This window comes from Paenibacillus lentimorbus NRRL B-30488, from assembly GCF_000411595.1.
Lineage (GTDB): Bacteria > Bacillota > Bacilli > Bacillales > Bacillaceae > Bacillus > Bacillus velezensis.
On record NZ_ANAT01000006.1, the window covers coordinates 289,056 to 304,141 of the forward strand.

Below are 15,086 nucleotides of genomic sequence, written 5' to 3' on the forward strand. Positions count from 1 at the left end.
TTAATCGTTCAGATGACTTTTCCCCTTTTATTTTTTCATCTTGATTGTGATGGTCTGCGCCATCACATCATGCGGATTGAGTTCATAGGACAGAACCTCTCCGTTGATTTTAATTTTCAGGTTAGGGGCATAGCCCGTGCGGATTTCAATCTGCTTTTGATCCGTGACGTCTTTTTTAAAGGTTTCGCCTTTTTGCAGCGTTCCTTCTTTTAAAGAACCGCCGCTGTCATCACGGACGCGGATCCATGCGCTGTCAGAAGCAATCAGTTCAAGCTTATACTTATCTGCCCCGGAGACGTTGTATGAAGAAGCCGATCCTTCCGTTCCGGCCGCTTTGATCTCCGTCTTATCACTGCTTTTTCTTTCTTTTTCTGCTCTGACGCTTTTGTGTCCTTTTTGTCTTTTTTGCTGTCAGATTGCGCTTCGTCGTTTGTATTGCCGTCGTTTTTCAGCGCAGAATCCTTAGGAATCTCATACTTGCTCTCACTTTGGGTCACGGCCTTATCTCCGTCTGTCTGCCCGGATTTGCTCATTCCGAACTGAATAATCGCATAAATGATCGCGATGACGATAATGACACCGATGACGACAAGGACGGTCGGAAGCCATTCCGCCGCCTTTGAAGCGGACTTAGGAAGCTCTCTTTGCATGGCGAGACCGGAGATTTTTTCCGACACATCGTCATGGTACGTGTTAGGGATGTCTTTTTTATATTCTTCAAATAACTGATCTGAATCAAGCCCGACAGCTTCAGCGTATTGCTTGATAAACGCCCGCACATAAAAATTGCCGGGAATGACGTCATAATTGCCTTCTTCCAGAGCGGTTAAGTATCTTTTCTGAATTTTCGTCGCCGCCTGGAGTTCATCCAATGACATCCCTTTTTCCTCTCTGGCTTCTTTAAGCCGGATTGCTAATTCTGTCACAACAAACACCTTCCAATATTAAAAATCAAAGCTTGAAAAACCGGTCTGATCAAACATTTGCGGTTCTTCTGCATGTTCATATGTAATGACTTCGTCAGGATCATTTCTGAGTTCGATAATATAATCGAAATCATCGAGCGTATACTCCGAATTTTGAACAAAAATATCGGGGTGCTCCACGACCTTTGTCGCCGGAAGCCGCATAATTTCACTGACGAGCTGAAGATGGCGCTCAGATCCCCGTCTTGTCGAAACGATGCCGTCGAGGATAAACACGTTTTCCGTGCTGTATTCATCGGCAACCAGCTGGCTCCGGATCGTTTGTTTTAGCAGCGTTGATGATACGAAAAGCCATCTTTTGCTGGCACAAACGCTTGACGCAACGATGGACTCCGTTTTTCCGACCCTCGGCATTCCGCGGATTCCGATCAGTTTGTGCCCTTCTTTTTAAACAGCTCGGCCATAAAGTCAACCAGAAGACCGAGCTCGTCCCTTTCAAAACGGAAGGTTTTTTGTCATCGGCATCACGCTGAATGTATCTTCCGTGGCGGACTGCGAGACGGTCGCGAAGCCTCGGTTCTCTCAGCTTCGTTACTTTAATGGTCTCCATTGTTTTTAAAATTGATTCCAATCGTTTAATTTGATCTATATGCCGGCATCTGAGCAGCATTCCCCTTCTGGAAAGGTCGACACCGTTAATTGTGACAATATTAATTGACAGCATCCCGAGAAGAGATGAAATATCCCCGAGCAGGCCGGGGCGGTTCACTTGAATTTCATATTCAAAATACCATTCGAGCTTTGCCAAATGATATACCCCCTCCATTGTGGCAAATTTTTACCTTCCTTTATCATAAAACATTTTTCTCTAATTAGAAAGAAGAATGTTGCTCTATAGAGGAAAACATAAAAAAAGAGAGGAGAAATCCCCCCTCTTAATGAGTGCTGTTATTTTCAACAAGCTTCACCATCATATTTGCGATGGCGCGCTGTTCATCTTCAGAAGCAACGCTCCAAAGATCAGCAAGCACTTTTTCCTGATGGTTTTTCGAGTCGACTTCGTTCGCAAGGTAACCGCCGATTTCTGTAGCGAGGTCAGTGATTGTTTCATCACTCATCCCTTTTTCCTGTGCATAGTTCAATCTGTCGCCAAGGAAATTCTTCCAATTATCCCAGTTTTCTAATACTGACATGTTGGGTTCCTCCATTTCATCTGTTGTTACAAAATTATTTTGTCCGTGCAGATGCAAACTATACACACATTTTTTTCAGCAGTGCCAGCCGCCGTTTACGGATAATATATGCCCCGTAATATAGGAAGCCTTGTCCGATAATAAAAAGGCCGCCGCTTCGGCGATTTCCTCCGGCTTCGCCAGCCGGCCCGCGGGAATTTCATCTGCCAACGCTTCTTTTTCATCAGACGTGAACTGATCAAGCATATTTGTATCAACGGCACCCGGCGAGACTGCATTCACGCGGACGCCGCTCGGAGCGAGCTCTTTGGCAAGCGCTTTGACGAACGAATGCTGCGCTCCTTTGACCATGCTGTATAATACCTCGCACGATGCGCCTGTTTCTCCCCAGACGGAACCGATCGCGACGATGCTCCCGCTTTTTTTCCGGATCATGCCGGGCACCAGATTACGCGCCAAAAGAAACGGACTCGTCACATGCAGCTGCACCATCTCCCGCGCCGTGTCATCCGTAACGTCCGTAATCAGGCCGAAATGACTTTTGCCGCTGTTTAATATCAGAGCATCCACAGGCTGCTTAACGGAACGGCTGAGTGTCTCCGCGCCATCCGGTGAGGACAGATCCGCCTGTATAACGGAGGCTTTTACGCCGAATGATGCGCTCAGCCTTTCCGCAAGCCTGTGTGCGGCTTCCTTATTAGAGTGATAATGCAAAAGGACGTCATATCCGTTTTTTGCGAGGACTTCACTTATACTTTGTCCGATTCCGCCGCTTGCTCCGGTTACGAGCGCTGTCTGTTTCATCAATCAATACTCCTTCTTTCCCCAGAAAAACATCCCTCAGGGCGTGAGGGATGTTTTGTTATGATTTTGGCACGACTTTGCAGACTGTCAGCCTGTCTTCTGATATTTCTTCTTTAATGACCCGCTTTACGTCTTCCAGGGTGATCTGCTCCAGTACGGTTACGACATCAAACAGACTCATATCTAAAAAGGCGTAGCGTGTGAATTGGTTGGCAATATATTCAGGTGAATTGAGCGCTTTTAAAAATGACCCGATTTTCTTTTTTCTCGCAAGGTCAAGTTTTTCCGCAGTCACGGCTGATTCTGCATCAAGAAGCATCTGTTTTAATTCGTCAGCGAGCTTATCCGGCTCCGGTGTATCTCCTCCGACAGAGGCAAAACCGAATCCGTATTCAGCCGTGTAATCAAAGCTGAAGGTTTCATCAATGTAGCCTTTATCGTACAAGTTGCCGTAATGCGGTGAGCTTTTTCCGAAGAGACATTCAAGCATGAGGTTCATGCTGAGCTCGTGCTTCAACAGCTCCCGCCCCGTTTTATAAGGGTCTTTCGCCTTTAAGCCGACAAGACATTTTGAGCCTTGCACGTTCATTTTTAACTCCTGCTCCCGGCGGAAAACCGCTTCCTGCTCCTGAACCTCTTCACGTTTGATTTCAGGCTGGTCTGTAAACGGCTTTTTCTCCTGGTTTTTCCGCACCTGGCTGATGACCGCTTCAGGATCTGCGGGACCCACGATAAAGAGCAGCATATTGCTCGGGTGATAAAATGTTTCATAGCACTCATACAGCAGATCTTTCGTAATATGAGAGATGCTCTCCACCGTTCCGGCAATGTCAATTTTCACGGGGTGGTCTTTATACATATTTTCGATAAGGCCGAAAAACAGCCGCCAATCCGGATTATCATCATACATATTGATTTCCTGACCGATGATGCCTTTTTCTTTTTCAACTGATTTTTCCGTGAAATACGGGTCCTGAACAAAATCCACGAGTGTTTCCAGGTTTTTCTCTACATTAGAAGTGCTGGAGAACAGATAAGCGGTTCGTGTAAATGATGTAAAGGCATTTGCCGACGCCCCCTGCTTACTGAAGTCCTGAAACACGTCGCCGTCCGCTTTTTCAAACAGTTTATGCTCCAGAAAATGCGCGATTCCGTCAGGGACGTGTACCATTTCTTCCTTATTTAAAGGAACGAATTGATTGTCAATGGAACCGTACTTTGTCGTAAACACGGCGTATGTTTTATTAAAACCCTGTTTCGGCAGCACATAGACATCAAGGCCGTTTGCCATTTTTTCATGATACAGCGTTTCCTGAAGCTGTTCGAAGTTTATCGGTTTAGTCAAGATGCTCCCCCCGTCCCTTTTAAGAAATAAGTCGTATCCAGCTTAATGTTCTTTCCGACATTGATAATGTCCTCTTTTGTCACTTTCTCGATATTGTCGAGGAAAGTTTCGATCGGTATCTCCACTTGGGCTGAAGCCTGCTGATACAGAAATTCCGCTAAGCCGTATGCCGTATCAATCGTTTCTAACACTTGGTTTTTAATAACGGCTTTCGTTTGGGCGATATCGTCCTCTGAAAAGTCACCGTTTTGCATAGCCTGAAATTGTTCTTCGATTATGGTGACGGCCTGCTTATAATTTTTCACCTCAATGCCCGACATGACCATCAAAAGCCCTTTGAAGCTTTCCACCCTTGAGGCTGCATAGTAGGCGAGACTCGCTTTTTCACGGACATTTATAAACAGCTTTGAATGAGAGAACCCTCCGAACAGCCCGTTAAACACCTGCAATGCCGGATAATCCGGGTCTGTATATGTCGTATTGGTCCGGAATCCGATATTCAGCTTGCCCTGCTTGACATCCTCTTCATCAATGACTTCCTTCGGATCGGGCTGTTCATTCGCCGCGCTTCTTTCAAAAGGCTGCAGCTCCCGTTCTTCCGTTTTAAAATACGTATCAACAGCCGTTTTCACCTGATCTGAATCAACATCGCCGATGACGTACAGGTCCAGCTGATCTTCGCGTATGGCTTTTTGATAGGCTTCATACAAATCTTGCGGTGTAATGTGTTCAACATCATCGAACTCGCCGTTGACGTGAAGGGCATACGGTTCGCTTTTGCACATTTCCTGAACGAGACGCAGATTAGAATATCTCATCTTATCATCATATACGGCTTGAATCCGCTGTTTCAGCGTCCGTTTTTCCTGCGTGACATAAAGGGGCAGGAAGGCGCCGTTTTCCAAAGCGGGCGAAAAGACAAGCTCTGATAAAAGCTGAAGGCCTTTTTCCAATAACGGTGTGCGGTCCTTCAGATACTTTTCATTAGGAATCTCAAGTCTGAACGTAATGACATGACGTTCTCCCTTTTTTGTCAGATCAGCTGAAACGGATGTGCCGTACAGCTCATCAAAATAAGAACGCAGATCAGCGGTTTTCGGGCGGCTTTCTGTTCCGCGCAGAAGCACATGCGGAAACAGCGCCCTTTTTGTTACAAGCTCTTTCGTTAAAGGAGCCAGCATTTTAAACGTCAGCGAAACGGTTTTAAATTTCTCAGTCTTTACGATGTGGGCGGTGATCCCGCCGTGCTTTGACTTCATTTCATTTACGTAAGTCATGTGAAACCTCCTTCGTTCATTCTTTAATAGTATGTATTATGACCAAATTTCAGCATTCGCAAAAAAGAGTGCGCAGATGTAATTATATCAACTGGAGGATTTATAAGGAAACAAAAAACCTCTGCCCGAAAACAGGCAGAGGCATTGAACGTTATTTTTTCAAATTGAAAGGCCACCAGTTGGCTCTTCCGAATATTTTCACCATGACCGGTACAAAAACGGAAGGACGACAATTGCGTACATGAGAAGGCCTGTTAATACCACGGTTGCAATCTGTAATAAGGAAAGAACGCCTGACGGCAGCATGGCCGCAAAGGTTCCCGCTAAAATAATCGCCGCAGAAATGATGACGGAACCCATATTTTTCATACTGCTGATCATTGCGGGCCCCGTTCCTTCTTTTTTCAGCTCATTAAAGCGGTCCATTAAAAAGATGGAATAATCCACACCAAGAGCCATCAAAATAACAAAGCCGAAGAACGGCACGGCCCAGTTTACGCCCGGATACCCGAAGAAGTGTGTAAAGATGTATTCCGTCACGCCGATGGATGCGAAATACGTCAGTACGAGCGACGCCACTAAATAAACAGGCATAATGAGAGAGCGCAGCATCATGATGAGAATCAGAAAAATTCCCGCCAGCATAAACATTGCCGTCCGTTTGAAGTCTGAATCCGATACTTCTTTCAGATCGGCATTCATGCTGGAGATTCCCGAAACGCCGAAAGAGGCATTCTTCAGATCTGTGTTCGGAATGGCTCTTTTTACACTCGCTTTGATCGCTTGAATATCTTGAATGGCCGTATTTGAGTAAGGATTGTTATCAAGAACGACGGTCAATTCTGTCGTTTTTCTGTCATCTGACATGTACGTATTAAACACGCTAGTGAAATCACTGTTTGTCAACGCGTCTTTCGGCACAAACCAGCCTGTCATTTCTTTATCTGACGCCTTGTGAAGCTCACCCAGGTAATCATTCGCCCCCATCATGCCGCTTGATACTTTCTTGAGCCCTTTTACACTATCGTTAAGGCCTGAAGAAAGATCGCTGAGCCGGGAAGAAAAATCACCGAGACCGCTCTTCATTTTTTTCTGACCCTCCGCGAGCTGTCCTGCCGCCGATTCAAGGCGGGGCATTTGTCCTGCAAGAGCCCCCTGTCCGTCTGACACTTGCTGCAGACCGTTTTCAATACTGGTCAGTCCATTGATCATTGCGTTAATTTGAGTGTCAATCTTCTTCTGTGCGGCTGCCAGCCGGGCAAATTGTTTTTCCGCTTGCTGCAGATGATCCTTTTGACTGTCGACCTGTTTAGAAAACGCTTCTGCATCCGCGTTTGCCTTGGAAACGGCTGACTGTACACCCGTAAAGGCCGATTTGATTTCTTTGTAAGAGGGATCGGTTTTGACTGACGGTATTGACGCTTCCAATTTTGCAAACGGCAGCCGGGCAAGCTGCTTGTTCAAATCGGCAAGCTGTCTGCTGGCTTCATCTTTCATCGGCAGGACGGTTTTTACCAATTTTAAAGCGTTTTGCGTTTCTGAAGCGAGACCGCTGTTTTGTTTTAGCTGTGAAGTCAGCATTTGTTTTTGCTCTTCAATCTGATTTCTCATCTGGGCGACGCCGGCTTTATTCTCATTCAAGCCAGCCTGCAGTTTATTCAGGTTTTCTCCTATATCAGAAAGCCCGGATTTCAGAGACAATGTTCCGTCAATAAGCTGATTGACGCTTTTCCCCGATTCTTCGATCTGCGGCTGTGAATCAGCTAACGACTTTGCGGCATGCCCTAATCCGTCCGTGATTTTTTCAAGTCCTGTATTGCCTTTATCAAGCCCTTCTTGTAGCTGCTTTGCCTGATTTGTGACAAATAATTGATTCAATCCGTTTCCGGCAGGGCGCGTGGCGCTTCTGACCGTTTTTACACCCTCTGTTTTTTCAAGTTCTCTGCTGATTTTTTCGATGTCAATCAGGTGTTTTTCGGTATTTAGAGTCTCATCATTTTTGATGACGACTGTGGCCGGAAGAAGTTCTCCCGGGCCGAATGCGCCTGAAATCGTATTAAACGCGCGGACGGATTCATATTTATCCCCGATTTCGTCAAGGCTGTTGTAAGATAGCGATCCTTTGTAAAGAAGGATCGGCGGGACGGTGAATACCGCAACGATTGCAAGACTGATGAGCGGCCTTTTAAATGAAAACCGCCCTGCCGTTTCCCATGCTTTGCTTTGAGGATGGGAAATATCGCCCTTAACAGGCCAAAACAGTCTTTTTCCTAAAACAGCCATAAAAAACGGCACGATCGTCATGAGCGCAAGCAGCAGCACCGCGACACCGACCGCAACGGCGGCTGCCGACTGATACAGCTTAAATGTCGCAAATCCTATGCAGGCAAATCCGATCAGCACCGCACCGCCGCTGTACAAAACCGTCTTTCCGGCCGTTTTGTAGGTGACGACGATCGCTTCTCTTATATCAGCGCCATGCGACAGTTCTTCTTTAAATCTGCTGAGAAGCAGAATGCAGTAGTCTGTACCGATTCCGAACATAATCGCAACCATAAAAATCTGCGTAAAAGTTGAGAGCGGAAAATTCAGCTGGCCGACTAAAAATGCGACAATCGACTGGCTGACTAAATAAGATATCAATACAGATAAAAGCGGCACAAACGGAGCGACCACTGACCGGAATACAAGGATCAGCACGATCAAGATAAAAGCGACCGTTATATATTCAGTCTTTTTCAAGCCGTCCTGTGAGCTTTTTAACACATCTTCGTCAATCAGCGACTGGCCTGTAATGCCGTATGATACGCCGTACGGTTTCAGCTCATTATCAATTTTATTTTTTATTTCGAGGATATCGTTTTTGGATGTATCAAGCTGCAGCTGAACGAGCATCGTTTGTCTGTCTTTTGACAGCAGCTGTTTTTTGATGTCGTCATTTTTCTCCCCGAAGTATGAAGTCACCGTTTTAATCTGAAGCGCTTTTTTCTGTTCAGACAAAGTGCTGACGGCTTCTTCCAGACGATCTTTTTTGTCTGTCATTAAGCCTTTTTCGTGAAATACGATGACGGCAGAAGAAGACGGTGCATCTGAATCAGACATTTCATCAAGCAATTCATGGGCATAAGAAGAGGAATATCCGTCCGGTACGGAAATCTGCCCTTTCTCCCGTGTCAATTCAGCCATATCAGGCGCTGTAAGCATAAATATCACCGTTGCGGCGATCCATACCGCGGCGATGATCCAGCGGGCTCGGATAATGTTTTTCATTATGTCTGCTGATCCTCCTCTGTCATCATCAATCGATATAATTTTTCATATGTATTAACGAACATCTCCGCCTCGTCTTCATCAAAATACATAATATATGAACGGACGAGTTCCTCAATCCGCCGCTCCACACGGTGAAATACTTCCGTCCCCTTTTCCGTGACATTTAAAAGTATGCTCCGGCGGTCGCTTTGGCTGCGTTCTCTATTGATGTAGCCTTTTTCATACAAGCGGTTCGTCATCGATGTAATGGCGCTTTTGTTGACGTGGCACACCGCGGCCAGTTGAATTGATTTGCAATCCGGATTGAGCATAATATAGCGGAGTATGTAATATTGATCCAATGTCAGCTCTTTGTTCACTTTTTCAGCGATAATGCTGTCAATTTTTTTTAAGACGTGCAGGTATACATCGGAATAACGCTGAATCAGCTGCTTTACTTTTTCTTCATGCACCTTTTCCCCCTCCTCCTAATAGTTAAAATGTTTAACTATTAAAAAGGATAACGACTTGACGATATCATGTCAATCTTCAAAATAAAAAAAGACAGTGCAGATTACACCGTCTTTAATGATTCCTTTTTTCTTTTGCTTGTGATGAGATATTTAACAGCGCTAAAAATACAGACACAATGCCGCAAAAAGCGGATAAAATAAAAATCAGCCAGCCTGCATTTGACATCAGGGCAGCAAAGATCGGCGGTCCCGCCGCTACTCCGATAAACCGCATGCTGTTATAAAATGAGGTGATGGTTCCCGATTCCTCGTTGTCTACGCCTTCTGTGATGACAGCGTCTAATGCCGGTAATGCTATTCCGATACCGATACCGCTGACACACAAAAAGATAAATAATAAATAAAAACTGTGATTCCACCATAGGCCGATAAACGACAGTGTCACGGCACTCATTCCGAAAACAATGCAAAACTTCATTTTGCCTTGGTCTTTCCCGATTTTTCTGCCTGATATATATGAACTGACGGATAGAAATAAAAGCGGGATTGCCAAAAGCGCTCCTTTAGCCACACCGTCAATTCCGTATTTCTTCTCCAGTGAGTCTGATAAATAAAAAAGAACCCCGAACAGCAAAAACATAATCACGCAGCCGATGATAAATACCGTAAAGAGCCAGCGTCCGTCACGCTTAAATATGCGGCCGACATTTTTCACAAATTCGGAAATAGAAGGCGCTTCTTTTTGTTTCTCCGGCTTTGCCACCAAAAACAATACGAGAAAAAAACTGATGAGCGAAAAAAACGGAATGAACCAAAACGGCATAAACCAAAACCATGCAGCCAAGAGCGACCCGAGAATCGGGCTTAATACTTTCCCGGCCGTGTTTGATGTCTCAATGTCGCCGAGCCCCGCGGTAATCCGCTCATCATCCCCTTTGAATAAATCACCGATAAACGGCATCACTACAGGAGCCGCCCCTGCCGAACCGATTCCCTGCAGCACCCGCCCCGCCAAGATAATGGGATAAGGATGCTTGAACGCGGTGGAAGCTATCGCGGCAAGCGCTCCGCCCGCACCGGCTATGAGAAGACAAGGCAGAAGAACCTTTTTTCTTCCGAATTTATCGGACAAATATCCGGCAATCGGAATACAAATAATCGCCACAATCGAATAGACCGTTATAATTAACGATACTTGAAAAGACGATATGGACAGCTTCTTTTCAATCATCGGAAGCACAGGAATCAGCATGGAATTCCCGAGTGTCATCACGAGCGGTACAGAAGCCAGAGCAATGATATTTTTTGTTCCATTTTTCTTCTTACTCAACTTATTCACCCATTCACTATACTTGGTTGTTTCCTGTTTTATTGTGCCTTGCGGAAAACAAAGTATGTATTGAAGCGGCAAATAAAAAAACAGACACATGACGCGTCTGTCTTAAAAACGTTTTCTTACAACATGAAAACTGAACTTATCAGCCCGGAAATAATTTAATGAATACAGCACAGGTTCATCATTCTGATTATAGTGGGTTTGCTTCAGCAATAAAAGCGCCGTCTCCGGCTCGCATTCCAAAACCGGTGAAATCGTATCGTGATATCCGATCGGTTCGATATCAGCAACGGCATAGCTGATCACAGACCCGGAGTTTTTTTCCAAAAGATCAAAAATAGATTCCTGTTCATGACAGAAAGAATTCGGCAGAATGTGCATCGGAATCGTATCTAAACAGTAAACGACCGGAGTGCCGCTTGCCGTTCTCACGCGTTCCAAATAAAAAAGCTCCTGCTCAGGCTCAAGCCGGAATCTAGCGATATCTTCATCAGACGGCGTGATGACCTGAGACGACAAAAAAATCGTACCCGGCACCATGTTCGCCTGCTGAATCATTTTCGTCACGCTGTTGAGCTGTTCAATACCTGAAAGAAACAGCGGTTTTGTATGGACGAAAGTGCCCACACCGTGCCTTCTGATAATCACATGCTCCTCTTCAAGGATACGCAAAGCTTCACGCAGAGTTGCCCGGCTGACACCCATAGATTTTGAAAGCTCAAATTCAGAAGGAAGCTTTTCCTTTTCGGTGTAAATTCCGTTTTGTATATCCTCTTTGATTCGCTCAATCACTTTTAGGTACAAGTGACGATTGTCAGCTTTTGTAGACATGTTTCCCCTCCGTAAACCACTTTCATAAATTATTGAACAATTGGGACAACTATATCATGTTTTAATAAAAAATAAATAGGAATGATTTTGGTGATATCATTTTCAGTGAAAACCCTCTCCTTTTTAAGAAGAGAGCTCATCATATTGTTCCTTAGATAATAGTACTTCCCTCGGTTTGCTTCCTTCATACGGCCCGACGACGCCCCGTTCCTCCATTGCGTCAATCAGACGGGCTGCTCTCGTATATCCGATTCTGAACCGCCTTTGAAGCATGGAGACTGATGCCGTCTGCATGCCGATAATCAAATCGACCGCTTCGTCATAGAGATCATCCGTTACTTCACTGTGTGTTTCCGACACTTCTTCCGGAATCATCTCTTCTTGATACTGCGCTTTTTGCTGCGTAATGACATGATCGACGACATGCTCAACCTCTTCATCCGATAAAAATGCCCCTTGCACACGCACCGGCTTATTTGCGCCTACAGGCAGAAACAGCATGTCTCCGCGCCCCAGAAGTTTTTCAGCGCCGCCCATGTCTAAAATTGTCCGTGAATCGGTCTGAGATGAGACACTGAAGGCAATTCTTGACGGGATGTTGGCTTTAATAACACCGGTAATGACGTCGACTGAAGGCCTCTGGGTCGCGATAATCAAATGAATTCCCGCTGCCCGCGCCATCTGTGAAAGTCTCGTAATTGAATCTTCCACGTCGGAAGAAGCGACCATCATCAGATCGGCAAGCTCGTCAACGATGACGACGATGTACGGCAGCTCAGGCTGCTTGACTTCTTCTTCGGCATTTGACCGCTTAATATGGTCGTTATAGCCTTCTATATTTCTCGTACCCGTATGGGAGAACAGCTCATAGCGGCGCTCCATCTCATTGACGACCTTTTTCAAAGCCTGCGAGGCCTTTTTCGGATCTGTCACGACCGGCGCAAGCAGATGAGGAATGCCGTTATACACATTCAGCTCAACCATTTTCGGGTCAATCATCATCATCTTCACTTCATGCGGTTTGGCCCTCATCAGAATGCTCGTAATAATACCGTTGACACAGACGCTTTTTCCGCTTCCCGTTGCCCCCGCTACGAGCAGGTGGGGCATTTTGTTCAGTTCGGCAAGCACGGCTTCCCCGGAAATATTTCGTCCCAAGCCGATCAGAAGCTTCGCGTCCGGCTTGTCATTGAGCTTGGATTCAAGCACTTCTTTTAACGAAACCATCGCAACTTCAGCATTGGGCACCTCGATGCCGATTGCTGATTTACCCGGAATCGGCGCTTCTATCCGGATATCCTTGGCGGCAAGCGCCAGCGCGAGGTCATCGCTCAGATTCACGATTTTACTGACTTTGACCCCGACGTCCGGATACACCTCATATTTTGTGACCGCCGGGCCGAGATGAACTTGGGTCACTTTCGCCTTTACACCGAAGCTTTGAAAAGTCCGTTCGAGTTTTCTTGCATTCTCGTAAATGTTTTTCTTATCGGTCTGCTGGCCGGTATGTTTCGGGTCAGCCAGAATGTCCAATGAAGGCATTTGATAATCTTTATTTTCAAGCTCTGTAAACGTCATCGGCGGAGCCGCAGCCGTTTCGTCACTGTCTTGAGCGCCGCCGGAAGGCTCATCTTTTGCCGCTTGCGCCGTCTCCTGCGTTTTTTCCGGAATCAGCGGTTCGGCTGGCTCTTCCTGACGGTCTGAAAAGCTTGAAATAATCGGCTCTGAATGGATGATCGGCGAAATGATTTCCTCTTCCTCTTCCTCCGGTTCAGGCTCTTCTTTTTCTTTTGAACCCGTTTTTGTTTTTGCCTGATTTTGTTTTTGTTTTCGGCGAAGACATATTCGTTCTGACCGTTTTCATATCCTCAAGAAATGCCTGCCACTGGCCGCGGATAAACCGGCCGACGGGGCTCGTCCACTTTTTGAGCGTTTCCTGCAGTGAACGGCCCGTTACAAGAATCAGCCCCATTAAGATCAGCACGATCGCCATGATCTGTGAACCCGTTGATGCAAATAAAAAGTGGGAAGCTGCAAACAGTACCGCGCCGATCATGCCGCCGCCCAAATCAGGGGAAGCAGCCTGCTGTTTCATGTCAATCATAAACAGCTCCCACGTGTTGCCGATGACACTTGCCGACCGAATCGACCCGTGATGAGACAGATTTTTAAAGAGCTGCACGTGAGACAGCAGCAAAATACTGGCGATAATACAGTACAACCCCGCCTTTCTTCTCGTTAAAAGGCTTGGACTCTTCTTTTTCCAAAACAGCGAAATTCCGAGAAGGAAGAGCGCAATTAAGCATAAAATAAACCACTCTCCGGCAAAAAAACGGAACAAGTACACAAATGTCTGTCCCACAACGCCGAGCTGCAAAACAGCAATAATTGAGATTGCAACACAGAGCAGTCCGCTTAGTTCGTATTTTAGATTGAGCTTACTCTCTTGTTTCTTTTTAGATTTCCGTTTTTTCTTTGCCACACTCATCACCTTACTGCGTTAAAAAATGTAAAATCATACATCATGAAGAAAAGCAGCCTTTTGCCGGCTGCATTTTTCTGTAGGATTCCCCTATTATAGCATATTTTGCCCCCGAGAAACGGACTGAATGCCGGTTAGATTTTCAGCTTGATTTTTTGTCCCGGAGCGATGTCCGGATTCAGAAAATCCATCGGGTTCGTACTTAAAATCTGTACGACTTCAGCTTCATTTCCCTTCATCTCAACTAGCAGCGGCACGCCGGCGTAATCTACCTGTTCATGCACGCTTTGCTCTATATCCTGACCGTAAACGACTTCTTGGGGCATGACGGTATAAAGGATCATTGAATCATCCTTCCTTCCTCGCCCTTTCGTTCCTCAATCAGCTGATTCAGCTTTTTTATCGCCTGTCCGACGCCGCCCACGTCATCAATTAGTCCGTAATCAGCCGCATCTTTGCCGACTACGTTCGTTCCGATGTCCCTGGTTAAGTTTCCTTTTGAAAACATCAGCTCTTTGAATTTTTCTTCGGAAATATTTGAATGATGGGTCACAAAGTTGACGACCCGCTCCTGCATTTTATCCAGGTATTCAAACGTTTGCGGAACGCCGATAACCAGACCTGTAAGCCGAACGGGGTGAATGGTCATTGTCGCTGTCTCCGCGATAAAACTATGATCACATGACACGGCGATCGGCACACCTATGGAGTGGCCCCCGCCGAGTACGATTGAAACGGTCGGTTTTGATAAGGATGCGAGCATTTCCGCAATCGCAAGTCCCGCTTCCACATCACCTCCGACGGTGTTTAAGATGATCAGAAGTCCTTCGATTTTCGGATTTTGCTCAATGGCGACGATTTGCGGAATAACATGTTCATATTTGGTTGTTTTATTTTGCGGCGGGAGCTGGACGTGCCCCTCAATTTGGCCGATGATCGTCAGGCAGTGAATATTGGTATCTTGGGACATTTGCGGCAGAGATGTCTCTCCCAGCTGCTGAATTTTGCTCATAATGCTGTCTTTCGCATCTGATTTTTCGGGCTGCTGTTCCTCGGTGTTTTCCATACGATGATCCATTTTATCTTTCACCCTTTCCGAATGTCTCTTTGTATTATGAACAAAGATGATGATTTCCATCCGGGACATGAACAAAAACAAAGCCGGAG

At 45.9% G+C, this 15,086-nt stretch carries 9 protein-coding genes and 4 pseudogenes; all 13 read right to left on the reverse strand.

Features of this window, described 5'->3' with window-relative positions; translation table 11 throughout:
• Positions 1 to 27 precede the first annotated feature (27 nt).
• Positions 28 to 926: pseudogene (locus D368_RS04060) on the reverse strand (helix-turn-helix domain-containing protein).
• An 18-nt stretch (positions 927 to 944) separates the two neighbouring features.
• A pseudogene (locus D368_RS04065) lies at positions 945 to 1,752 on the reverse strand (DUF3388 domain-containing protein).
• 109 nt (positions 1,753 to 1,861) lie between these two features.
• The gene (locus D368_RS04070) at positions 1,862 to 2,119 is read right to left on the reverse strand and encodes a DUF3243 domain-containing protein (RefSeq protein WP_003154150.1); all 258 of its coding nucleotides are present in this window, start codon (positions 2,117 to 2,119) and stop codon (positions 1,862 to 1,864) included.
• A 75-nt stretch (positions 2,120 to 2,194) separates the two neighbouring features.
• Positions 2,195 to 2,923 carry an elongation factor P 5-aminopentanone reductase gene (gene ymfI, locus D368_RS04075; protein WP_101563029.1) on the reverse strand — a complete coding sequence of 243 codons (729 nt, stop codon included), beginning with the start codon at positions 2,921 to 2,923 and terminating at the stop codon, positions 2,195 to 2,197.
• A gap of 58 nt (positions 2,924 to 2,981) precedes the next feature.
• Complete coding sequence (gene yfmH / locus D368_RS04080; protein ID WP_101563028.1) at positions 2,982 to 4,268, reverse strand: EF-P 5-aminopentanol modification-associated protein YfmH; 1,287 nt, start codon at positions 4,266 to 4,268, stop codon at positions 2,982 to 2,984.
• On the reverse strand, positions 4,265 to 5,545 hold the full coding sequence (gene yfmF, locus D368_RS04085; RefSeq protein ID WP_014305019.1) for an EF-P 5-aminopentanol modification-associated protein YfmF: 1,281 nt from the start codon (positions 5,543 to 5,545) through the stop codon (positions 4,265 to 4,267). The genes yfmH and yfmF overlap by 4 nt, the downstream gene beginning before the upstream one ends.
• Positions 5,546 to 5,696: 151 nt before the next feature.
• Positions 5,697 to 8,815 (reverse strand): annotated as a pseudogene (locus D368_RS04090) (MMPL family transporter).
• Positions 8,815 to 9,270, reverse strand: coding sequence for a MarR family winged helix-turn-helix transcriptional regulator (locus D368_RS04095; RefSeq protein ID WP_071391823.1), 456 nt, complete (start codon positions 9,268 to 9,270; stop codon positions 8,815 to 8,817). Before D368_RS04095 ends, D368_RS04090 begins: the two are co-directional and overlap by 1 nt.
• Positions 9,271 to 9,382: 112 nt before the next feature.
• On the reverse strand, positions 9,383 to 10,540 hold the full coding sequence (bcbE, locus tag D368_RS04100; protein ID WP_423734604.1) for a bacillibactin exporter BcbE: 1,158 nt from the start codon (positions 10,538 to 10,540) through the stop codon (positions 9,383 to 9,385).
• A gap of 171 nt (positions 10,541 to 10,711) precedes the next feature.
• Positions 10,712 to 11,437, reverse strand: coding sequence for a GntR family transcriptional regulator (locus tag D368_RS04105; protein WP_015388224.1), 726 nt, complete (start codon positions 11,435 to 11,437; stop codon positions 10,712 to 10,714).
• Between the two features lie 123 nt (positions 11,438 to 11,560).
• A pseudogene (locus D368_RS04110) lies at positions 11,561 to 13,919 on the reverse strand (FtsK/SpoIIIE family DNA translocase).
• A 134-nt stretch (positions 13,920 to 14,053) separates the two neighbouring features.
• Positions 14,054 to 14,263 carry a YlzJ-like family protein gene (locus tag D368_RS04115; protein WP_003154161.1) on the reverse strand — a complete coding sequence of 70 codons (210 nt, stop codon included), beginning with the start codon at positions 14,261 to 14,263 and terminating at the stop codon, positions 14,054 to 14,056.
• Positions 14,260 to 14,997 (reverse strand): ClpP family protease, encoded by a 738-nt coding sequence (locus D368_RS04120; protein WP_025851243.1) that lies wholly within the window; start codon positions 14,995 to 14,997, stop codon positions 14,260 to 14,262. The genes D368_RS04115 and D368_RS04120 overlap by 4 nt, the downstream gene beginning before the upstream one ends.
• Positions 14,998 to 15,086: the final 89 nt, after the last annotated feature.